The organism is Kribbella sp. NPDC054772 (assembly GCF_053611945.1).
The window spans coordinates 47,619-68,540 of the sequence record NZ_JBSHBJ010000037.1 but is presented as its reverse complement, the minus strand read 5'-3'; the positions used below and the strand labels follow the sequence as shown (position 1 = coordinate 68,540).

The 20,922-nt window shown below is 70.3% G+C and carries 19 protein-coding genes; 7 read left to right on the top strand and 12 right to left on the bottom strand.

Annotation, left to right across the window (positions count from 1 at the left end):
• The first annotated feature begins 19 nt into the window (after window positions 1–19).
• The 3 genes from ACWGID_RS35905 (at window position 20) to ACWGID_RS35895 (ending at window position 2,257) form a co-directional block, all read left to right on the top strand.
• Entirely contained in the window at window positions 20–445 is a 426-nt protein-coding gene (locus ACWGID_RS35905; RefSeq protein ID WP_452203801.1) for a hypothetical protein, read from the top strand.
• A 77-nt stretch (window positions 446–522) separates the two neighbouring features.
• Window positions 523–1,422 (top strand): ATP-binding cassette domain-containing protein, encoded by a 900-nt coding sequence (locus ACWGID_RS35900; RefSeq protein ID WP_452203800.1) that lies wholly within the window; start codon window positions 523–525, stop codon window positions 1,420–1,422.
• A complete protein-coding gene (locus ACWGID_RS35895) occupies window positions 1,412–2,257 on the top strand; it encodes an ABC transporter permease subunit (RefSeq protein ID WP_452203799.1) in 846 nt (281 codons plus the stop codon). Before ACWGID_RS35900 ends, ACWGID_RS35895 begins: the two co-directional genes overlap by 11 nt.
• Here the strand turns inward: ACWGID_RS35895 and ACWGID_RS35890 are convergent.
• Genes ACWGID_RS35890 through ACWGID_RS35875 form a run of 4 tightly spaced genes read right to left on the bottom strand, consistent with a single transcriptional unit; the run spans window position 2,250 to window position 7,549 of the window.
• Window positions 2,250–3,518 carry a glycoside hydrolase family 125 protein gene (locus ACWGID_RS35890; protein WP_452203798.1) on the bottom strand — a complete coding sequence of 423 codons (1,269 nt, stop codon included), beginning with the start codon at window positions 3,516–3,518 and terminating at the stop codon, window positions 2,250–2,252. The genes ACWGID_RS35895 and ACWGID_RS35890 overlap by 8 nt on opposite strands.
• Before the next feature lie 8 nt (window positions 3,519–3,526).
• Complete coding sequence (locus tag ACWGID_RS35885) at window positions 3,527–4,738, bottom strand: ROK family transcriptional regulator (protein WP_452203797.1); 1,212 nt, start codon at window positions 4,736–4,738, stop codon at window positions 3,527–3,529.
• Entirely contained in the window at window positions 4,731–6,311 is a 1,581-nt protein-coding gene (locus ACWGID_RS35880; RefSeq protein WP_452203796.1) for a hypothetical protein, read from the bottom strand. The genes ACWGID_RS35885 and ACWGID_RS35880 overlap by 8 nt, the downstream gene beginning before the upstream one ends.
• A gap of 32 nt (window positions 6,312–6,343) precedes the next feature.
• Window positions 6,344–7,549 carry a cysteine desulfurase-like protein gene (locus tag ACWGID_RS35875; protein WP_452203794.1) on the bottom strand — a complete coding sequence of 402 codons (1,206 nt, stop codon included), beginning with the start codon at window positions 7,547–7,549 and terminating at the stop codon, window positions 6,344–6,346.
• A gap of 97 nt (window positions 7,550–7,646) precedes the next feature.
• Between ACWGID_RS35875 and ACWGID_RS35870 the strand changes: the two genes are divergently transcribed.
• Window positions 7,647–8,600: a DMT family transporter gene (locus ACWGID_RS35870; protein ID WP_452203793.1), complete on the top strand. Its 954-nt coding sequence runs from the start codon at window positions 7,647–7,649 to the stop codon at window positions 8,598–8,600.
• A gap of 96 nt (window positions 8,601–8,696) precedes the next feature.
• On the opposite strand, the gene ACWGID_RS35865 is transcribed toward ACWGID_RS35870, so the two are convergent.
• Genes ACWGID_RS35865 through def form a run of 4 tightly spaced genes read right to left on the bottom strand, consistent with a single transcriptional unit; the run spans window position 8,697 to window position 12,588 of the window.
• Window positions 8,697–9,689, bottom strand: a complete 993-nt coding sequence (locus tag ACWGID_RS35865) for a DMT family transporter (RefSeq protein WP_452203792.1) — start codon at window positions 9,687–9,689, stop codon at window positions 8,697–8,699.
• Window positions 9,690–9,737: 48 nt separating this feature from the next.
• Entirely contained in the window at window positions 9,738–11,114 is a 1,377-nt protein-coding gene (locus ACWGID_RS35860) for an RsmB/NOP family class I SAM-dependent RNA methyltransferase (protein WP_452203791.1), read from the bottom strand.
• Complete coding sequence (fmt, locus tag ACWGID_RS35855; protein ID WP_452203790.1) at window positions 11,111–12,034, bottom strand: methionyl-tRNA formyltransferase; 924 nt, start codon at window positions 12,032–12,034, stop codon at window positions 11,111–11,113. The genes ACWGID_RS35860 and fmt overlap by 4 nt, the downstream gene beginning before the upstream one ends.
• Entirely contained in the window at window positions 12,031–12,588 is a 558-nt protein-coding gene (gene def, locus ACWGID_RS35850) for a peptide deformylase (protein ID WP_452203789.1), read from the bottom strand. Before def ends, fmt begins: the two co-directional genes overlap by 4 nt.
• A 444-nt stretch (window positions 12,589–13,032) precedes the next feature.
• Here def and ACWGID_RS35845 point away from each other — a divergent pair, with 444 nt between their 5' ends.
• Window positions 13,033–14,094, top strand: a complete 1,062-nt coding sequence (locus ACWGID_RS35845; RefSeq protein ID WP_452203788.1) for a C39 family peptidase — start codon at window positions 13,033–13,035, stop codon at window positions 14,092–14,094.
• Window positions 14,094–15,218, top strand: a complete 1,125-nt coding sequence (locus tag ACWGID_RS35840; protein WP_452203814.1) for a hypothetical protein — start codon at window positions 14,094–14,096, stop codon at window positions 15,216–15,218. Before ACWGID_RS35845 ends, ACWGID_RS35840 begins: the two co-directional genes overlap by 1 nt.
• On the opposite strand, the gene ACWGID_RS35835 is transcribed toward ACWGID_RS35840, so the two are convergent.
• Genes ACWGID_RS35835 through ACWGID_RS35825 form a run of 3 tightly spaced genes read right to left on the bottom strand, consistent with a single transcriptional unit; the run spans window position 15,215 to window position 17,620 of the window.
• On the bottom strand, window positions 15,215–15,757 hold the full coding sequence (locus ACWGID_RS35835; protein ID WP_452203787.1) for a DUF1707 SHOCT-like domain-containing protein: 543 nt from the start codon (window positions 15,755–15,757) through the stop codon (window positions 15,215–15,217). The two genes, ACWGID_RS35840 and ACWGID_RS35835, sit on opposite strands and share 4 nt — an antisense overlap.
• Window positions 15,758–15,761: 4 nt before the next feature.
• Window positions 15,762–16,370: an HAD family hydrolase gene (locus ACWGID_RS35830; protein WP_452203786.1), complete on the bottom strand. Its 609-nt coding sequence runs from the start codon at window positions 16,368–16,370 to the stop codon at window positions 15,762–15,764.
• Window positions 16,371–16,411: 41 nt separating this feature from the next.
• Window positions 16,412–17,620, bottom strand: coding sequence for an MDR family MFS transporter (locus ACWGID_RS35825; protein ID WP_452203785.1), 1,209 nt, complete (start codon window positions 17,618–17,620; stop codon window positions 16,412–16,414).
• Window positions 17,621–17,684: 64 nt separating this feature from the next.
• On the opposite strand from ACWGID_RS35825, the gene ACWGID_RS35820 reads away from it, so the two are divergent.
• A complete protein-coding gene (locus ACWGID_RS35820) occupies window positions 17,685–18,650 on the top strand; it encodes an ArsR/SmtB family transcription factor (RefSeq protein WP_452203784.1) in 966 nt (321 codons plus the stop codon).
• On the opposite strand, the gene ACWGID_RS35815 is transcribed toward ACWGID_RS35820, so the two are convergent.
• Window positions 18,647–20,674: a primosomal protein N' gene (locus tag ACWGID_RS35815; protein WP_452203783.1), complete on the bottom strand. Its 2,028-nt coding sequence runs from the start codon at window positions 20,672–20,674 to the stop codon at window positions 18,647–18,649. The genes ACWGID_RS35820 and ACWGID_RS35815 overlap by 4 nt on opposite strands.
• Between the last annotated feature and the right edge of the window lie 248 nt (window positions 20,675–20,922).

The following is a 20,922-nucleotide window of genomic DNA, read 5'->3' as shown; positions in this document are numbered from 1 at the left end:
GAAGCCCGAGGGTGCTCGTATGACGCACCTCGAAGAAATCATGGCCGCCGTCGAGCTCGGCCGCTCCGGCGATCGCGCCGCCGCCGGTTCCCGACTGACCGCGTTGTGGGACGCGGTCGACGACCGTCAGACCCGTTGTGCGATCGCGCACTACCTGGCCGACGTACAGGACGAGACCGAGGACGAGCTCGCCTGGGACCTGCGTGCGCTGGAGGTCGTCGAGGACGACGGCTGGTTGCCGTCCCTGCATCTCAACCTCGCTGACGATTACCGCAGGCTCGCCGACCGCGTGCGGGCCGAAGAGCATCTGCGGCTGGCCCGCGCGCGGCTCCCGCAGCTTCCCGAAGGTGCTTACGGTGACCTGATCCGCGGCGGCGTACAGCATGTCGCGGACGCGCTCGCGGCGGGAAGCGTGCACCGTCTGGAGACCAGCCCCAGCACCTGAGTACTCCGGTGGGGGTAGCTGCGGTCACTCCCCGGAGCCGACGCGGCGAACGGGTCGCCGACGGCACGCTCTGGGGTATGGATGCGCTAGTCGAGGTCAGTGGGCTGACGAAGAAATACGGCGACACCCTCGCGGTCGATGGTGTCGATCTGACGGTGCTGCCGGGTGAGGTGTACGGGTTTCTCGGACCCAACGGAGCGGGCAAGACGACCACGCTCCGGATCCTCACCGGTCTGATCGCGTCGACGAGTGGGAACGTGCGCGTGCTCGGCGGTCGCCCGGGCGAGGCCGGCGTACTGGGGCGGACCGGGTCGATGATCGAGTCGCCGGCGTTCTACCCGTACCTGTCCGGGCTGGACAATCTCCGACTGCTCGCCGAGTACGCCGGGGTGTCGCGGCAACGGATCGACGAGGTACTGGAGCTCGTCGATCTCACCGATCGCGCGCGGGACCGGTTCTCGACGTACTCCCTGGGGATGAAGCAGCGCCTCGGGGTCGCGGCCGCGTTGCTGAAGGATCCGGAGCTGGTGATCCTCGACGAACCGACCAACGGACTGGACCCGGCCGGGATGCGCGACATGCGCCGGCTGATCCGCGAACTCGGGACCGACGGCCGGACGGTCCTGCTGTCCAGTCACCTGCTCGGCGAGGTCCAGCAGATCTGCGACCGGGTCGGCATCATCAACGCCGGCCGCATGGTTGCCGAGCGCAACGTCAACGAACTGCGCGGCGAGCAGGAGCTGGTCATCCAGGCCACGCCCAAGGACAAGGCTCAGAAGCTGCTCGCCGGGTTCGGCACGGTGCACCGGTACGACGACACGCTGCGGGTGAAGGTCGCACCGGACCGGGCCGCCGAGGTCAACCGGGTCCTGGTCGAGGCCGGGATCGCCGTGTCCGAGCTGCACAGCACCGAACGATCTCTTGAGGACATCTTCTTCGAGCTCACGACGACGGAGGAGAAGGCCGATGTTGGGTAGCTACCGCGCGGAGATCCTCAAGCTCCGCAAGCGCGCCGCGGTCTGGGTGCTGTTCGCCGCCGGGCTGGTGCTGAGCCTGATCTTCGGCTACCTGCTGCCGTACGTGGCCTACGCGACCGGCGACGACACCCCGAGCACGACCGGCGTACCGCGCGCCGAGGTCCTGCGCGGCATGCTGCCGGAGCGCGTCATCGACAACACGATCGGCGGCTACCCGATCTTCGCCGGTGCGCTCGCGCTGGTGCTGGGCGCGATTGTGCTCGGCGGCGAGTACTCGTGGGGAACGCTGAAGACGGTCCTCACCCAGCGCCCGCGGCGCGGCACGATCCTCGGGGCACAGTTCCTCGCGCTCGGCACGATGATCGCCCTCTGGGTCCTGGGGATCTTCGCCGCCTGTGCGCTCTGCAGTGTCGGCATCGCCGCCGCGGAGAACGGCTCGACGAACTGGCCGAGCATCGCCGACCTCCTGCAAGGCCTCGGCGGCGGCTGGCTGGTCCTGCTGACGTGGTGCCTGGCCGGAGCCGTCCTGGCCGTTGCCTTCCGCAACGTCGCGCTGCCGATCGGTCTCGGCGTCGTATGGATCCTCGGCATCGAAACCCTGCTGGCCGGCGTCGTGAGCAGCCTGCTGCCAAGCCTGAAATGGCTCGCCAACGTGCTCCCCGGAACCAACGCCGGCTCACTCGTCTTCAGCGTGACAGGCATGGCAGCCGCCGACGCACCACCCGGCGTACGAGACGCGGTCAGCGGCGGCCGCGCCCTGCTGACGCTAGTCGGCTACTGCCTGGTGTTTGGCATCCTCGCCACCTGGACAATGCGCCGCCGAGACGTCACTTGATCCCGGCGTGGACCAGGGCTAGTTCGCAGAACATGGCGTTGGCCCAGGAGAACCATTCGCGGGTGTACTGCGTGGGGTCGTCGACGTCGAAGCCCTCGTGCATCTGGCCGGTGCCGCCGGTGGTGTCGCGGAGGAGTTCCAGCAGTTGCTGGCGCTCCTGCGCCGATGTGCTCGAGATCCCCTGTACGGCGAGGGCGATGTGCCAGATGTACCGCGGCGGCGTGTGCGGGCTGCCGATTCCGGCGGCCGCCGTGCCGCTGTAGTAGTACGGGTTGTCCGGGCTCAGCAGCAGCTGACGCGTCGCGAGGTACGTCGGGTCGTCCGGGGCGGCGTACCCGGTCAGCGGGATCCCGAGCAGGCTCGGCATGTTCGCGTCGTCCATCACCAGGGACCCGCCCAGACCGTCGACCTCGTACGCGTAGACGTGGCCGTGGGTCGGGTGGTCGATCGTCCCGTGCTGCGCGATGCCTTCGTCGATCTCGGCCTTCAGCGTCTTCGCGCGATCGGCCAGCGGCGCGTCCCGCAGTACCTCGGTCGCGATCTCCTGCAGGTAGCCGAGCACGACCGACGCGAACATGTTGCCCGGCACGTTGAAGCCCAGCTCGGTCGCGTCGTCACTCGGCCGGAACGCGCTCCACGACATCCCGGTCGGCTTCGTCAACCGGCCACGGCCTTCGCGGACCAGCGTGTCCGACGGCCGATCGTCGAGCCGCTGGAAGCGGTACGGCGAGTTCGCCTCGTGATCCTGCTCCACGGTCCACAGTTCGACGATCGCCTCGGCGGCGGCGCGGTACCGGTCGTCGATCACGTCGGCGCGGCCGGTGATCCGCCACAGCCGGTACGCCAGCTCCAGCGGGAAGCACAGCGAGTCGATCTCGTACTTGCGTTCCCATACCCACGGCGACATCTCGGTCTCGTCGGTGACGTGACCGGCGCCGTTCGCCTCCTGGTTGAAGGCGTTCGCGTACGGGTCCAGGACGACGTACTCGAGCTGGCGGTGCAGGACCCCGATCAGGACCTCCTGCAGTCCCGGATCGTCCTTGCACAACAGCAGGTACGGGCGCAGTTGCGCGGCCGAGTCGCGCAGCCACATCGCCGGGATGTCGCCGGTGAGCACGAACGTCGTCCCGTCCGGCAGCCGCTCGGCGACCGCGGGCAGGTTCTCGGCCATCGAGCGCCGGAACATCTCCGCGATCGCGGCGTCGCCGGTGGCCTGCTGAACAGCCGCCGTGGCGCGGGTCAGGACCTCGGGGTCGATCATCAACACATCTACCTTTCACCGACAAGTGAGGGGTTGGGCGAGAAGGTCTGGTCCAGGACCAGACTGGCGGCGCCGATCGCGCCGACCTCGGCGCCGAGTACCGTACCGGCGACCTCGAACGGGTGCACCGCGCGGACCAGGAACCGGTCCGTCAGCGCGTCCCGGACCGCGTCGCCGAAGACCGGTGCGAGCTGCTCCCAGTGCGGACCGCCGAAGACCACGCGCTCGAGGTCGAGCAGGTTCGCGATGTCCTCGACGACCTTGGCGATCCGGGTCGCGAGCCCGGCGACGATCACGGCAGCGGGTCCGTCCACGGCCAGCTCGCAGAGTCGCGCGAACGCCGCGTCCACCGCCAGCCGGTCGTCGAGGTCGATGCCGGAGGCAAGTACGCCGGCATCGACCGCCTGCTGCACCAGGTACCGCGGCTGGCTGGACTCACCGACACAACCGCGACGCCCGCAGTAGCAGAGCGGCCCGTCGGGATCGACGATCACGTGACCGATCTCGCCGACGTTGCTCGACGATCCGCGGATCAGCTCGTCCTCGATCACCAGGCCGGCGCCGACGCCGGTGCCGAGGTAGAAGAACAGGAAGCTGCCGCCCTGCCCGGCCCAGCGCTCGGCGGACGCGGCGGCGGTTACGTCCTTGTCCAGGACGACCGGGAGCCCGGTGCGCTCCCGCAGCTCGTCCCGGAGTGGAACGAGATGCCAGGTCGACAGGTTCGGCGGGTCGACGACCACGCCGCGTTCGACGTCGATCGGACCGGGCGCGGCGATCCCGACTCCGGTCACGCGGTCGCGGGGTGCGCCGGACTCCGCGATCACGTCCTCGATCGTCTTCGCGATGCCGTCGATCAGCACGCCGGGGTCGTCGGCGTCCTGGTCGACGGGCCGTCGCGCGACGACCCCGCCGGTGAGATCCAGCAGGACGACGGTGACGACCGAGGGGTCGAGGTGGACGCCGGCGGCGTATTGGCCGGTCGGTTCGAGCTCGAGCAGCGTCCGCGGTTTGCCGAGGCCCGCACCGCGCAGCCGGCCGGCCTCGCGGACCAGGCCGGCGTCGAGCAGCCGGCGCGCGATGTTCGAGATCGCCTGACCGGACAGACCGGTCGCTTCGGCGAGCTCGACGCGGCTGAGCTGCTCGCTGCGGCGGATCGCGTCGAGGACGACGGCATCGTTGAAGCCGCCGACGCGATCGAAGTTCGTACCCCGTCTAACCATTCGGGTCGGCGCCCCACGGCTCGGACCAGTCGTAGTGAAGCGTCTCGGCACCCGACCGCCACTCGGTCGGCGTGGTGTTCACCAGCCAGTCGGTCGGTTCGAGCCCATCGTTGGCGCCACCATCGAGCGCCAGCCGGATACCGGCCCGCAACGCCCGGTCCGTGCGCTCGGTCCGGGCCGCCGGGTCGATCGACAGGAACAGCGCCGTACCCGACCGCGCCACCAGGTCCAGGAAGCGCTCGTTGAGCTCCCACGGCGTCTGCGGCGTGCACGGGACACAGTCCGCGTCGACGGCGAAGAACCGGTTGTGCTGCGGGAGCCGGAACGCGAGCGTGTTCACGCCCATCTTCCGGGTCCGCTCCCAGTCCCGGCCGGACGTGTCGTCGCCGGTCCGCTGGATGTCGACCAGGCCGGCCGCGAGATGACCGACGGTGTTGCACCCGATCAGTACGACGCCTTCCGCGGCGGCCCGGATCTCGCGGTAGAACTCGACGACGATCTCGGCCGTGGTCCGCGACCGGTCGTGGAACTGCCAGCCGTCGCGGGTCAGCCGGGACCCCATCGCGGGGCCGAAGCCACCGAACACGTCGTACGTGCTGAAGTCGTGCTTGACCAGCTCGAAACCCCAGTCCTTGAACCGCCGCAGATCCGCCCGGATCCCGTCCAGCACCTCGGGGTACGTCGGGTCGAGCGCGCGCCCGGGCTTGTCGTGCGGGGCCGTCGACGTCAGCGGACTGGGCTCGCGAACCAGCAGCGGGCGGAACCAGAGGCCCGGGCGCGCACCGATCGCCTTGATCGCGGCCGCCGTACCGGCCATGTCGTCGAACACGCCGGGGATGCCGCGGTCCCAGGGGCCACCGGAGCAGATGCCGCCCGGGTACCAGCCGTCGTCGACGACGCTGAACGGCTTCACCGGGTGACCGTCGGCGAGCTCGACGATCGTGGACGCGTCCTGCAGGACCGCCTTCTCGTCGAAGTTGGCCCCGTAGGCGTAGTACCAGTTGTTTGCGCCTACGAAAGGCCCGGCCACCGGCGCGGGCTCAGGTCGCGCCGGTAGCCGGGTGCTCATGGTGGCGACCGCTGCGTGCAGCGTCTGCCACGGTGTCCCCGCGTCCTCGAATCGTCGCACGGTCGCGGCGGAAACGGTTCGCCCCTCCAAGTGTGCCGGACCGCCGCCGTTGCGCAGGTCGAGCCACAGGGTGAAGCCGTCGCCGTCGACCGTCCAGGAGCAGAACGCGTTCGGCTGCACGTCCACCCCGGCGCCGGTGGTGGCGCCGGTCTCGGGGTCGTGCGCGAGGAAGTACCACGGGAGGAACCGCTCGGGCTGCTGGTGCCGCCACTGCAGATCGCCGTACGAGCGCTCCCACGCGTCGCCGAGGATCAGGGCACGGGACGGTAGCCGGTCCGCCCAGCGGAGGGCGACCCGGGAGATCCTCGTCGCGGTCACGTCGATGGTGCCGTCGTTCCAGCCAACCTCGACGCCGGCCGCGGACCAGGTCGTGCCGGAGCGTGTCGCTGTGGTCAACCCGTCCGAGGTCTCGGCCTGGACGAAAACAGCGCTTGGTTCTCTCACCTGACTCCCTCGGGTTAATTTCCCCAGGGACTTTAATTAGTGCTTGATCGGACGGTCAAGGTGGAGACCGCGGCCACGAGACGGTCGACGTCCGACTGGTCCGTGTACGGCGCGAGACCGGCGCGGACCGCTCCGGCCGCGCCGAGCCCGAGGCGCAGGGCCGGCTCGTAGGCGTAGAACGATCCGGCCGGGGCGTTCACACCGGCCGCCGCCAGCCGCTCGGCAACCTCGGCCGGAGCGTGGCCCTCCAGCGTGAAGAGCAGGGTCGGCGTGCGGTGCGCTGCGTGCCCGTAGAGGGTGATGCCTGGGATCGCCCGGAGGCGGGCCTCCAGGTCGTCGCGGAGGGCGTCCTCGTGCTGTTCGACGGCACGCAGCGAGCTGACGAGACGCTCGCGGCGGGTGCTGCCGGTACCCGCCAGGCCGGCGATGAAGTCGACCGCGGCGGTGGTGCCCGCGAGGAGCTCGTACGGCAGCGTGCCGAGCTCGAAGCGCTCCGGTACGGCGTCCGTCGACGGGAGCAGCTTGTCGGGCTTCAGCGTCTCGAGCAACTCGGGCGCAGCGGTCAGGGCCCCGAGATGCGGGCCGAAGAACTTGTACGGCGAGCACGCGTAGAAGTCGGCGTACCGCGCGTCGATCGGGGCGTGAGCGGTCAGGTGCACACCGTCGACGTAGATCAGGGCGCCGACCTCGTGGACCTGCGCGGCGATCCGCTCGGTGTCGGGACGGGTGCCGAGGAGGTTCGAGGCGGCGGTGACCGCGACCAGCCGGGTGCGGTCGGACAGCAGCGGGGCGATGTCGTCGAGCTCGGAGGTCTCCGGGTCGAATCCGAGCCACTTGAGGGTGGCCCCGACAGCCTCGGCGGCCTGCACCCAGGGACGGACATTCGCGTCGTGATCGAGGCGGGTGACGATCACCTCGTCGCCCGGGGACCAGGTCTTGGCGAGGGTGCGGGAGAAGTCGTAGGTGAGTTGCGTCATGCTGCGGCCGAACACGATGCCCTGTGCGGTGGTGCCGAGCAGGTCAGCCATCGCCTCGCGGGCGTTCAGCACGATCTCGTCGGCGCGTCGCTCGGCGGGGGTCAGCTGACCGCGGTTGGCGAGCGCGGAGGTCATGGTGCGCGCGACCGCATCGGCGACGGCCTGCGGGGTCTGCGAGCCGCCCGGACCGTCGAAGTGCGCCGCGCCCTCCTCGAGCGCCGGGAACTGCTTGCGGACCGCCACCACGTCGAAGGCACCCATGAACGTCATCCTTTCCCTCCGCCCGGGATCTGCCCGATTGCGGATAAAAATGCGCGAACTGTCCGAACTGTAGTGCAGGATGTCAGGAGTGAGCACGGTGACGACTCCTGACAAGGCCCCGGTGCGGGCCTGGCTTCCGATCATGCTGGCGCTGGCCGCGATCTGGGGCTGCAGCTTCCTGTTCATCTCGGTCGGCGTCCGCGAACTGCCGCCGCTCTACCTGGCGCTCGGCCGGGTGATCGCGGGATCCGTCGTCCTCCTCACGATCCTGGCGGTGAAGCGCGAGCCGCTGCCCCGGGATCCGCGGCTGTGGGCGCATTCGTTCGTCGTCGGCGCGATCGGCTCCGCGATCCCGTGGACGCTCTTCGGGTACGGCGAGCAGCGGATCCCCTCGCTACTGGCCGGCATCTGGAACGGCATCACCCCGCTGATCGTGTTGCCGATCGCGGTGCTGATCTTCCGGACGGAGACGTTCTCGCTGCAGCGCGGGCTCGGTCTGCTGATCGGCTTCGCCGGGATGCTCGTCGTCCTCGGCGCCTGGCGGGTGGACGGCGGCGCGGACCTGGTCGGGCAGGGACTGTGCATGCTGGCCGCCGGGTTCTACGGACTGGCAATCCCTTACCAGAAACGATTCCTGGCCGGTACGACGTTGTCGGGCACGGCACTGTCGGCGAGTTTGTTGCTGTGCGCAACTGTGCAGCTCGCGATCGTCGCGCCGCTCGTCACCGGACAGGCTCCGCCCGCGCCGTGGTCCCTGTCGCCCGAGGTGGTGCTGAGCGTCGTCGCCCTCGGTGCGCTCGGGAGCGGCCTCGCCTTCGTCCTGAGCATGCGGAACATCCGCCTGATCGGCGCCAGCCGCTCGTCGATGGTCACCTACCTGATGCCGATCTTCTCGATCCTGGTCGGCGTGATCGTCCTGCACGAGCACATCGCCTGGTACCAGCCGGTCGGCGGCCTGGTGGTCCTGATGGGCGTCGCCGTCTCCCAAGGCGTCCTGAAGTCGCGCCGCCGCAAGCCGGTCGTCGCGGCCGAGGCGCCGGCCACCACCTGAACCCGGACCTGCACCACTCACCAACTCGGACCGACGGCGCAGGCTGAGCCTGAGCTGCCCGCGTGCGGCGCGGTTGGTGAGTGGTGGAGATCCGCCTCAGCGGCGGCGCAGGTTGGGAATCGCGGCAACGATCACGGCGACCAGGGCGAGGAGCGTGCCGGCGACGACTGTGGTGGTGATCGGCTTGTCGGCGACCGGCAGGAAGATGTCGATCACGAGGCTGGCGATCAGTTGGCCCGCGATCGTGCCGAGGCCGAGGACGAAGACGCCGACCACGCGGACGACGGCGGCCGCGGCGCTGATGAAGATCACACCGCAGGCGCCACCGAGGTAGAGCCACGGCTCGTTCGGCAGGTGCCGCGGCGCACCGCGGAGCGCCAGGTCGACGAGGAAGACGATCAGCAGCGCGGCGAAGCCCACCAGGAAGTTCACCACGCCGGCCGCGACCGCGCCGTACGCATCGGTCGACGCGGTCCGCGCGACCCGCCCGTTGATGGCCTGCTGTACGGCGGTGCCGACGCCGGCGAGCGCGGGCAGGACCGCCAGCAACAGACCGTCGGGGTGGCTCAACTGCTCCGAGACCGCGAGGCCGACCGCGAGGAGCGCGATCAACGCACCGACGATCCGCACCGCGGTGAGCGGCTGCGGACCGGCCGGACCGAACCCGAGACGATCCACGACCAGGCTGCTGATCGCCTGCCCGGCCACACCCGCCACCAGGAACACCGCGACGCCGATCACGGACACGGTGATCGACTGCGTCGCGACGAGGAACGCGCCCGCGACTCCCCCGAGACACTGCCACCAGCGCAGACCGCCGTACCCACGCATCGGCGTCCGGATGGTCTGCCAGACCCGGCCGAGCCCGCGCCGGACCGGCGGTACCACCGCGGTCGCGATCAGCAGGATCAGCAGGCCGGAGCCGAACGAGATCAGTGCCGCCGGGATCCCGTCGCCGAGCAGACCGCCGAGTTCGCCATTGAGGCGGGACTGGATCGCGACGAGCATGCCGATCCCGAAGGCTGCCGCCAGGCCCACGACCTGATGGTTCCGGGTGGACGGTGCGGGACGCGTGGCGGTTGTTGTCACGTCACAATCATGACCGTTCCGGCAGTAGCGCCTGTCAGCAGGTCCGGATTATGACCGCCGGATCAGCGCTAGGTACATCGCGTCGGTCCCGTGCAGATGCGGCCACAGCTGCACGTCCGGCCCCTCCCCCAGATCCGGTACGCCGGGGAACAGCGGCCGCGCATCCTCGAGAGCAGCGTCCGTCCGGCGACGCAGCACCGCGTCGACGACGGCGCGCGTCTCGTCGGGGTGCGGCGAACAGGTCACGTACGCGGCGACCCCGCCTGGGCGAACCGACTCGATCGCCGAGTCGAGCAGCGACTCCTGAAGCGGGCGGAGCTCTTCGACATCGGCCGGCGTACGGCGCCACCGGGCCTCCGGGCGTCGACGCAGCGCACCGAGACCGCTGCACGGTACGTCGGCCAGCACGCGATCGAACGAACCGGCCGGCCACGTCGGCTTCGTGCCGTCGCCGACCAGGACCTTGTGCTCGCCCGGGATCGCTCGCAGGTTCTGCCGGACGAGGTCCGCGCGGTGCTTCAGCGGCTCGACCGCGGTCAGCCGACCGTCGCGTTGCTCCACCAACCCAGCAAGCAACGCCGACTTCCCACCCGGCCCCGCACAGAGGTCGAGCCAGTTGGCGTCGTCCCCGTCGACCTTGGCCGCTGCCAGGGCCAGCGCGACGAGCTGCGAACCTTCGTCCTGTACGCCGGCCCGCCCGGTCGCGACCGCTTCGATCCGGCCCGGATCACCGCCACCGTCGAGAACCGCGCCGTACGGCGACCATCGCGCCGGCGTCGCGCCGGCGGCCACCAACTCGTCCACCTCGGCCAGACCGGGCCTCGCCACCAGCGTCACTCGCGGCGGCTCGTTGTCGGCCGCGAGCAGATCCTCCAGGCCGTCGTCGAGCACCCGGTCGAACGCTTCGATCACCCAACGAGGGTGGGCGTCGGCGATCGCGAGATGACCGAGGCGATCCTCGGCCATGGTCGGGGCCACGGTAGCGATCCACTGGTCGAGCGAGCGTTGGCTGATCTTCCGCAGGACCGCGTTCACCAGGCCGGTGCGCTTCTGGCCGAGCTCGGAGCGGGTGAGCGTGACCATCTCGTCCACCGCGGCGTACGAGTCGACGCGCATGTTCAGCAGCTGGTGGGATCCGAGCCGCAGTAGGTCGAGCAGCTCGGGGTCGAGATCCTCCAATGCACGCGACACGCTGCGTGCGAGGAACGCGTCGTACGTGCCCTGCCAGCGGAGCGTGCCGTGCACTAACTCGGTGCAGAACGCGGCGTCGCGGCCCGAAAGCCGCGCTTCGCGGAGCGCCTTGTTCAGCTCGAGGTTCGCGTAGGCGCCCGCGGACGTCACCTGCCGGATGACGCGGTACGCGACCCCGCGCACCCGATCCGGACGACGCTGCGGACCCCGGTTACGAGGCGATCGGTCGCTCACCCCAACCGGTCCTCGTCAGTCAGGCGGATACCGCGGGCCCAGTCGGCGGCGGCCATCGGCTTCTTGCCCTGCGGCTGGACCGTGACGAGTTCGACCGCCTTGCTGCCGGTGCCGGCCGTCACGCTCGACTTCGTCGCCCGCAGCTCGCCGGGCTTCAACTCCTCGTCCGTCAACCGGACCGCGAGCACCTTCAACCGCTCGCCACGGAACGTCGTCCACGCGCCCGGCGCCGGGTTGCACCCACGCACCAGCCGGTCCACTCGCTGCGCCGGCGCGCTCAGATCCAGCTCCGCGTCCTCGACCGTGATCTTCGGGGCCAGTGACACCCCGTCACCCGGCTGCTCCCGCGCTTCCAGGATGCCGGCCTCGATCCCATCGAGCGTGTCGACCAGGAGCTTCGCACCCGATACCGCCAACCGGTGCAGCAGGTCACCCGAGGTGTCCTCGGGTCCGATCGGCTCAGTCAGTACGCCGAACACCGGGCCGGCGTCGAGCGCCTTCACGATCCGGAACGTGCTCGCGCCGGTCACGTCGTCACCCGCGATGATCGAGTGCTGCACCGGCGCGGCCCCACGCCACGCGGGCAGCACCGAGAAGTGCAGGTTGACCCACCCGTGCCGCGGGATGTCGAGCGCCGCCTGCGGGAGCAGACCGCCGTACGCGACGACCGGGCAGCAGTCCGGCGCGATCTCCCGCATCCGGGCCAGGAACTCGGGATCGCTCGGCTTGACCGGCTTCAGGATCTCGATCCCGCCGAGCTCCTCGGCGTACTGCGCCACCGGCGAAGCGACGAGCTTGCGGCCGCGGCCCGCGGGCGCGTCCGGACGGGTCACCACTCCGACCAGTTCGTGGCGGCTGGCAACGATCGCCTGGAGCGCGGTGAGGGCAGGTTCCGGCGTACCGGCGAAGACGACTCTCACAGACCGAATCCGTTCATGGGGTGGGGCGAGACCTTGACCTGCGGCGGACCGGACAGCCCCGCCAGGCCGGACCACTCGGCCTCCCGGATCGCCTTCATCGCCTGCTTGCGGGTGTCGCGATCGAGCCGGTCGACGAACAGGACGCCGTCCAGGTGGTCGGTCTCGTGCTGGATACAGCGGGCGAGCAGGTCCGAGCCCTCGATCACCACCGGGTCGCCGTACATGTTGAAGCCCTTGGCGATCACCGACAGGGCGCGGCGGCAGTCGAAGGTCAGACCGGGGATCGACAGGCAGCCCTCGGGGCCGAACTGGTCCTCCGTGGACAGTGTCAACTCCGGGTTGATCAGGTGCCCGAGCTCGCCCTCGACGTGGTACGTGAACACCCGCAGGCCGACCCCGATCTGCGGCGCGGCCAGACCGGAACCGGGTGCGTCCTGCATGGTGTCGGTGAGATCCGCGACCAGGCGGCGCAGCTCGGCGTCGAAGTCGACGACCGGCTCTGCCTTGGTGATCAGCACGGGGTCGCCGAACAGGCGGATGGGTTGGACCGACACAGACTCTCCACACGTTCCACGGACCGGGACCGAGCAAGTCTAGTGCGCGGCGTCGAGGGATTCAGGCCCCAGGCCCCCTCCCCATCGTTGCCTCAAGCACGTACTGTGGTCCCAGGCGTACCCTCAGTCACTGCCGTCACACGCCGCACGGGAGACCCAATGCTCACTGCAGCACGGGGGGCAACTCTGATCCTCCTGGGCGCACTGCTTGCGCAGGCGCCCCTCACCGCCCAGGCCTACCAACCGCGCCAGCCGGAGTTCCGCGCGAACCCGACGCGGGCTACCCCCACGGAAACGGCCACGGAACCAGTCACGGAACCGTCCACGACGCCCACCCCCACGTCGTCGCCCACCGTGCTGCCGAGTCTGGTCACTCCGACACCTACGCCCACTGCGACGACCAGCGCGTCGGAGGAACCGGTGGCGCGGTCGTGGAGTGAGGTCGTGAAACAGGTCACGGAGACGTCGCCGGGTGATGTCCAGCTGCGGTCCGCGGACCAGTCGGCGCAGGCCGCGTCGATGCTGCGGTGCTTCAAGCTGGACACCGAGAACTACTGCCTGGGGCTCGGGTTCGTCGAGCAGGTACCGACCGGCGCCCAGCGGCACGCCCTGATGAGTGAGCCGACGACCGAGCCGAGCCTGCGTGCGTCGGACGAGGTCGGGACCGAGCAGGACATCTCGACGGGTGATCTGACGCCGGCAACGTTCGTCGAGCAGCGCGCGGCGCTGCCGAAGAGCCAGCGCGTCACGGCCGAGCTGGACGAGATGCAGGCCGCCTGGAGCGGCCGCGAGAAGGCCCGCGAATTCCGCGAGATCGCGCAGGCGAACACACCGCCGCCGAACCCGGAGGCGACGCCGGCCCCGAGCACGACGCCGGTTCCTACGCGCACCGCGCCGACCGTGGGTCCCTCGACTCCGGTCCCCTCGGCGCCACAGACTCCCGCGGCGCCGGTGGTCGCGCCGGCGTCGGCGTACATCATGAAGGGCTACCAGACCTCGCAGGAGAAGGGGTACTGGTGTGGTCCGGCGACGTTCCAGTCGATCGACTGGGCCGACGACAAGCAGAAGGACACCCAGGCGTCCTGGGCGAAGGACCTCGGCTCGACCACCGGCGGGACCGCGATCTCGGCGATGGTGAAGCAGACGAACGCGAAGACCGCCTGGCCGAAGGCCGCCGGCCCGTACGTCGTGCAGAACGTCAAGGGCTGGAACTCGCAGACCTTCTTCCAGGTGCACCAGAAGCACCTCGGCGTCTACAAGGCCCCGGTGATCGAGCACGTCCAGCTGCTCAAGCGGTACTTCCCGTACCTCGCCTTCAACCACAGCGGCCACTACCAGGTCGGCCGCGGCTACAACAAGGCGAACGGCACGATCGCGATCTTCGAGGTCTTCAACGAGCGCCGCTTCAACAGCCGCGGCAACGTCACGGACGGTCCGAAGAACATCCCGGCGAGCGCCCTGTTCAACGCCACGCTGGCCAACTCGTTCCAGAACATCGGCCTGTGATGCGTCGTCGTACCGTTGCTGTAGGCACTCTTCTCGTCCTGGCCGTGGCCGGTTGCTCGTCCTCGAAGGAGGCTGGCCCGGCCAAGACGCCGACACCGACCCCGTCGGTGTCGGCGACACCGACGCGGCCGAGTGACACCGGTACGGCGTTGCCTACCTGGTCCGCCGTCCTCAAGCAGCCCGTCGACGGCCAGCACCTCGTCACCCAGCAGAGCCGGTACGTCGTGACGCGCGGCAGCGACGAGGCGGGGACGACGACGATCACCGCCCGCACCGGCAAGAAGGTCGTGGTCCGGCACGTCCCCGCAGCGGGTTTCGTGGCCCAGTCCCCCGTCGTCATCGACGACCACTGGGCCCTGATCCAGGACATCCGCTCCGACGGCCCGGACCCGCAGATCAAGATCGTCCGCTACGACCTGACCACCGGCAAGGCGACCACCCCGGCAGGACTCCCGCCGGTCTCCGAACCCGAGATCGGCGCGTACGACGGAACCTTCGCGTACAGCTCCACCGACGCGAAGAACCGTTCCTGCCTGATCGTCTCCGACCTCGCGACGCTCAAGGCGCGCCCGGTGACCTGCGTCGCCGCGCCCGGGTACGTCGCCGATCCGGTGGTGTCGGCCGATGCGATCACCTTCAGCGAGATCACCGCACCGGAGACCGCCCGCCGCTGCAAGCGGGTCCTCACCGCTCCGCTGGCCGGCGGCGCGCCCCGTCCGGTGCCGGCAGCAACCGCCTGCAACCAGTGGAGCGGCGCAACGCTCGCCGGTGCGACCGTGTGGTCAGAGGTCGGTGCCGCGGACCCGGACCAGTACCAGAGCAAGGCGTACCTGCGGGACTCCGGCGACTCCCCCGCCCGCTCACTTGGCACCGTCGTCACCGACACGATTATTGCCTGCGGCAACTGGATCCTCTGGGAGACCCGTACCGTCAGCGCCGCCGGCGACGAGACCTACCAGATCAATCGCTGGCGCCACGGCCTCGCCGCTCCACAACGGATGTACGCCGCCAAGTCCGGCGTGGCCCTGACCCCGATGACCTGTCAGGCCAACACGGTGTACGTCGAGGCGGCGTACCTCGCGAGCACGCCGACGTACACCGAGACCATCTCCGCAGCGCTCTAGCGGCGCGCGTGGCGGATGCGGACCTTGCCGAAGCCGACCGTTCCGGTGATCCGGATCCGTGGGCCGGTGCCGGTGGACGCGGCCGGTGGCTGGTAGCGCGAGTCCTTCATGGCGGTCGTCAGGCCGTCGAGGTCGACGACCGCGTCGCGCGGTACCCGGATCTTCGCGCTGCCGGTGCCGAGGTTCAGCTCGAGGTCGAGCTCCGGCTGCTCGAAGACCGCCCGGGACAGGTCGAGCTTCACCCGCCCGAACGCGGAGTCGACCCGGAGCTTCCGCGGCACCCGCCAGGCGCCGACGCGTTTGATCCGGCCGGTCGCCGCCGTGATGGTGGCCGAGCGGCCCGGGTCCGGAGCGGGCAGCGACGCGACCGCCAGCTCGAGCTCCTGCCCGGTCTTCGCGGACAGCACCTGGTGGAGACGCTCGTCCATCTCCTCGTGCGTCAGGTACCCGCCGGTGTAGGCGGTCTGCACGCGCTCGACCGCCGCGTTGCGGTCCACATCCCCGATCGCGGGTGAGCGATCCTCCGGCACCGATGTCACAGGCTCACTGTAGTGCGAGACCACGGTCACGGAGCTGGGCGCGGAGATTCCTTCCACCGGTGAAGACCTCGGCGTCGAGGCCGACCGCCCGGGCAGCGTCGACGTTGTACGCCATGTCGTCGGTGTAGAAGGTCTGCGCCGGGTCCAGGCCGAAGCGGTCGATCAGGATGCGGTAGATCTTCTCGTCCGGCTTCGTCGTCTGCTCGACCCCGGACACCACCTCGCCGTCGAAGTGCGTGAGGATCGGGAACGCGTCCTTGGCCACCTCCCACTTCTCGCCGGAGAAGTTCGTCAACGCGTACGTCGGCAGCCCGAGCGCCTGGAGCTCGGTGAGCACCGCGGCGGTCTCCTCGAAGACACCGCCGACCATCTTCAGCCACCCGGTGTCGTACGCCTCGATCCACTCCGCGTGCTCCGGGTGCAGACCGCTGAGCTCCGCGACCGCCTCGGCCCACGGACGGCCCTCGTCCTGGCGGTGGTTCCAGGCCGGCGTCGCCACGTTGGTGAGGAAGTGCGTCCGCTGCTCCTCGTCGGGAATCAGGTCGGCGTACAGGTAGGTCGGGCTCCAGTCCAGCAGCACCCCACCGATGTCGAACACCACTGCGTCAGTCATGACCGCAACCCTACGAGACCCGGCGAGAACGTTGCGGCCTCTCACCCCACGTTCGCGGCGGCGCGGGCGTGCAGGGCGGGAGCCAGCGAGTACTGGCCGATGAAGATCGCCACGCCGAGGACCGCGCAGCCGATCCAGGTGACCGTCGGGCCGAAGTGCTCGAGTGCGTTCGTCCCCGCGAGCGGGCCGATCACCGTGCCGACGCCGAACGCCATTCCGGACAGCCCCATGTAGCGCCCGCGCAGGTCGACCGGCGCGAGATCGGCGAACACCGCACCGATCACCGCCGCGAACCCGATCTCGCCGATCGTCCACACCACGACCGACAGCCCGTATCCCCACCAGCTGTGCACGACCGCGCCGAGCCCGAAACCGAGTCCGACCACCAGCATCGAGGTCGCGAGCAATTTCGGCCGGTCGAGCTTCACCATCCAGCGCCCGAGGAACGGCTGCAGCAGCACGATCACGACACCGTTGAGCGCGATCACCAGACCGTACGTCTTCGAGCTCAGGCCGTCGTCCGACATCGCGAGCGGGAGCGTCGAGTACCCCTGCATGTAGACGGTCGCGTAGCCGATCTGGAGCAGGATCATCAGCAGGAACACCGTGTCCCGCAGCGCGACCCCGAGCAGCGGGCGGCGCGGCGTACTGTCGTCGAGCACCGGCCGGCTCTCCGGGACCATCGCCCAGATCACCACGCCGGCGATCACCGACGTACCGGCGTTCAGCCAGAACAGCAGGCCGTAGCCGACCGAGGCGAGGACGCCCGCGCTCACGGTCGAGACCGAGAAGCCGAGGTTGATCGCCCAGAACAGCAGGCCGTACGCGCGGACCCGCTCGGTCGGCTGCAGCAGGTCGGCCACGGTCGCCTGTACGGCGGGACGGAACAGGTCACCGAGCAGGCCGACGAGGAACGCGGCCGCCCAGATCATCGCCATGCCGCGCGCGGAACCGAGCAGGACCAGGGCGGCGCCGGTACCGAAGAAGCAGATCAGCATCGTGAGGCGGCGACCGACGCGGTCGGTGAGGAACCCGCCGACGAGCTGCGCCGCGACAGACCCGGCGCCGACGGCGGCCGCCACCGCGCCCGCCGTACCGGCGGAGAGGTGGCGGTCGTGGGTCAGGTAGAGGACGAGGAACGGTTGCACGAAACTGCCGAGCCGGTTGACCAGCTGGCACACCCACAGCGCCCAGAAGGCCCGCGGCAGTGCGGTCGGTCTGGGGCTGGTGACGGTGGTGACTGCGCTCATGGAAGCAACTCTGCGGGGTCGCCCGGAGGTTGTCGACGATTAGGGTCAGGACTAATCTGGTCCGGTGATCACGATCAGGCTGAGCGCCGGCGACGTCGGGCGGATCCGGTTCGCGCTGTCACCGGTCTGGGAGGCGGTGACCAGCGTGCGGGCGTTGAGCAACAACACCGCGCGCAGCGTCCACGGGCCGTGGCTGCAGAAGGTCCGGCCGACCATCGAGGGCGACGACCTGACGTTGCTCAGGGCGCTCATTCCGTCGTACGGGTACATCCCCGACTTCCTGACCCCGGCGCCCCCGCGGCGGTCGACGAGCCTGGAAGCGGGCCTCGCCGCGATCGCCGCCACACCCCACGAGCTGGTGGTCGACGAGATCGGGAAGCTGCACACCGACACCCCCAACCCGATGCTGCCCGAGCTGATCGCGCACCCGGCCAAGGCCCTGGAGCGGATCACGTCGGCGCTCGAGTCGTACTGGCGGCGCGCGATCGAACCCGACTGGCGGCGGATGCGGTCCTTGCTGCAGGAGGATCTCGCGTTCCGGATGGACGAGCTCGCCAGCGGTGGGATCGAGCGGCTGTTCCGCAACCTCCACCCGTCGATCCGCTACAGCAGCGACCGGATCGAGATCGACCGTCCGTTCTGCTGCGACGGCGAGCCGATGGCCGGGCAGGGCGTGCTGCTGGTGCCGTGCGTCTTCACGTGGCCGGCCGGTCTCGCGGTGACGGCTGCGCCGCACGTACCTACGATCACTTACCCACCACGCGGTCTCGGCCGGTTGTGGGAAGACCGCCAGGACACCACGGACTCGCCGCTCGCAGACCTCGTCGGCCGGACCCGAGCCGCCATCGTCAGTCATCTCGACCTGCCGATGTCCACGACCCATCTCGCGAACCAGCTGGGTGTGTCCGCGCCCACGCTCAGCGTCCACCTGAGCATCCTCCGCAACGCCGGCGTCGTCGACTCCCGCCGCGACGGCCGTGCCGTCCTGTACTACCGGACTTCGCTCGGCCACCAACTCCTCGCCGGTTAGCCGAAGCTGGGTGGGTCTACCTGGGTTCGGACGGAGCCGGGGTTCTTCTTCGTGGCCCGTGCGGACTGGGCTTCTTTGAGCGAGCGGACGAGGGTCGCGCCGTGCGCGCGCGGAGTACGGACGACCGCGCGGACGGTCTCGTCGTCGACGTCCACCGGACCCAGCACTTCGAGCCCGGCGGATGGCGGGACGAGATCGCGAAGGCGAGCGATGAGGTCCGCCACCGACTCGCCAGGCCCGGTCAGCTCAGCGAGCTTCGCGGCGGGCGCCAGCCGAGCGGTACGGCGTTCCTCGATCTCACGCATCGCATAGCCCTCGGGGCTCCACCTGACGATCGCCTGGAGCGGAAGCGCGGACGGGTCGCCGACGAGGATCACGGTGCCGCCTTCGCGGGCCGGCCGGACCAATGCGGCCGCGTTGAACCATCGGCGTACCGCTTCCTCGGGGGCGCGGAGGTCGGGGCGTGCAAGCATCAGCCACGTGTCGAGGAGCATCGCGGCGCTGTAACCGCCCTCGGCGACGGGCTCCGCGCCGGGTGTGCTGACGATCAGCGCGGGCGCGTCCGACACGGCGTCGAGCATGCTGTCGCCGCCCGATGTCCGCACAACGACGCCCGGGAACGCCCGCCCCAGCTCTTCCGCCGTACGCCGTGCGCCGATGACCGCGGCGCGCATCCGGGTGTCACCACACTCGGGGCAGCGGTGATCCGCCGCCGGTCGCCCGCACACGCTGCAGCTCGGCGGCCCCGATCCCCCGGTCCGGCGCAAGGTCCCGCCGCATGTGTCGCAGCGCGATGGCGCCCGGCAGGTCTGGCACACCAGACTCGGCAGATACCCGGCCCGCGGCACCTGGACCAGCACCGGCCCCGACCGCAGCCCGTCCCGGGCGATCTCGAAGGCTCGGTGCGGCAACCGTGCCGCCCGCGCACTCGGATCGCGCGCCAAGTCGATGTCCGACTCCCCCGCGATGTGCACCGCCGGCGCCGCCGCGCGGATCACCGACCGGTCCGCGATCAGCTCGTGCGCGAACCCGGACTCGATCAGCGCCGCCGCCTCCGCCGACCGCGCGAACCCGCCGAGCAACGCCGCACACTTCTGCCGGAACGCCCGCAGCAGCAGGACTTCCCGAGCATGCGGGTACGGCGCGCGCGGCTCGGCGTACGACTCGTCGCCGTCGTCCCAGAGCGCGACCAGCCCGAGATCGGCGACCGGCGCGAAGGCCGCCGCCCGAGTCCCGATCACCACCCGCGCGCACCCCCGCAGCGCGGCGAGGAACGACCGGTACCGCGCCGTCGGTCCGAGGTCCGCCGAGAGCGTGACGAAACCGGACTCCCCGAGCACCGCCGTACACGCCGCGGCCAACCGCTCCAGATCGCGCGCGTCCGGCGCCAGCAGCAACGCCCCACGACCCGACGCCGCGCACACCGCGGCCGCCTGCGCGAAGGCCAGCGCCCAATCAGCCCCGGGTACGGCGGTCCACACCGCCCGCGGCGACTCGGCCCGACTGATCGCGTCGAGAAAACCCGGAGGGTACGACGACCACTCGGACCGCGAGGTGGACACCGGCGGGCGCGGCGGCTGATCGCAGCGCAGCGGCTCGCCCTCCACCTTCGCGTGGCGCGGCGGCACCGCCAACCGGGTGACGTCCGCGAGCACACCGGCGTACCGATCGGCGACCGCGCGGCAGAGGTCGGCGACCTCCGGTGTCAGCACTCGCTCCGGGGAGACGACCTTGCGGATCCGGACCAGTTTGCCGTAGTGGTCGGACTCGTCGAGCCGCTCCAGCACGAAGCCGTCGAGGTCCTTGCCGGCGAAGCGCACCTTCACCCGAGCACCGGGCTGCGCGGCCGCGGCCATGTCCTCCGGCACGAGATAGTCGAACGGCCGGTCCAGATGCGGGAGCGAGACATCCACCGCGATCCGCGCCACCGGCTGCGAGTCGGTGATCGGTGCGGGCTCCTTCGTACGCGATTTGCGCACGGTGTCCCGCAACAGCGTCAGCTGCTCCGGCGAGTCCGATGTCACCCGGGAATGCTAGTCCGGCGCGACGACAGTGCGCTGCCGCACTGCCGTCCGCCTGTGGACAACTGGGCGTGTCTCCCGGTCCCGCGCCGTCGCGAGCAGGTGCTCGGTGCGGTGCATCGGCGTGCTGGAGCGAAGGCCTCGATGTGGTTCCATCGTGGCCGTTTCTCCAACGCGGCGAGGTTGCGTGGCGATTTCCGCGCCGGATGCGGGGGTCCGGGAGACAATCCCGACGTGTTTTACGCTGCTTT